This is a genomic window from Paraburkholderia sp. SIMBA_030 (genome assembly GCF_046535245.1).
GTDB lineage: Bacteria > Pseudomonadota > Gammaproteobacteria > Burkholderiales > Burkholderiaceae > Paraburkholderia.
On record NZ_JAWRXB010001561.1, the window covers coordinates 1 to 238 of the forward strand.

At 60.9% G+C, this 238-nt stretch carries 1 pseudogene; it reads right to left on the bottom strand.

The window, feature by feature from the left end:
- Nucleotides 1-16 precede the first annotated feature (16 nt).
- Nucleotides 17-238, bottom strand: a pseudogene (locus tag SB772_RS45265) (TonB-dependent receptor); the annotation flags it as partial.

Below are 238 nucleotides of genomic sequence, written 5' to 3' on the forward strand. Positions count from 1 at the left end.
ATAGCACCGCATCACATCAGCGGAACTGATACTCCAACCCTGCCCCGGCATACCACGAGCGCCCAGGCGCAGCTTCGTAGTAACGCGAGTTGCTGTCGCCCACGATCACCGACCCCACGTACTGCCGGTCAAGCAGGTTATCCAAGCGGATCAGCTGATGAAACGTCCAAGGCCCGACGTGCTGCTCAAAGCGCGTTCGCCAGTTGAACACGGCATAGGCAGGCGCCGGCTTGGCGTT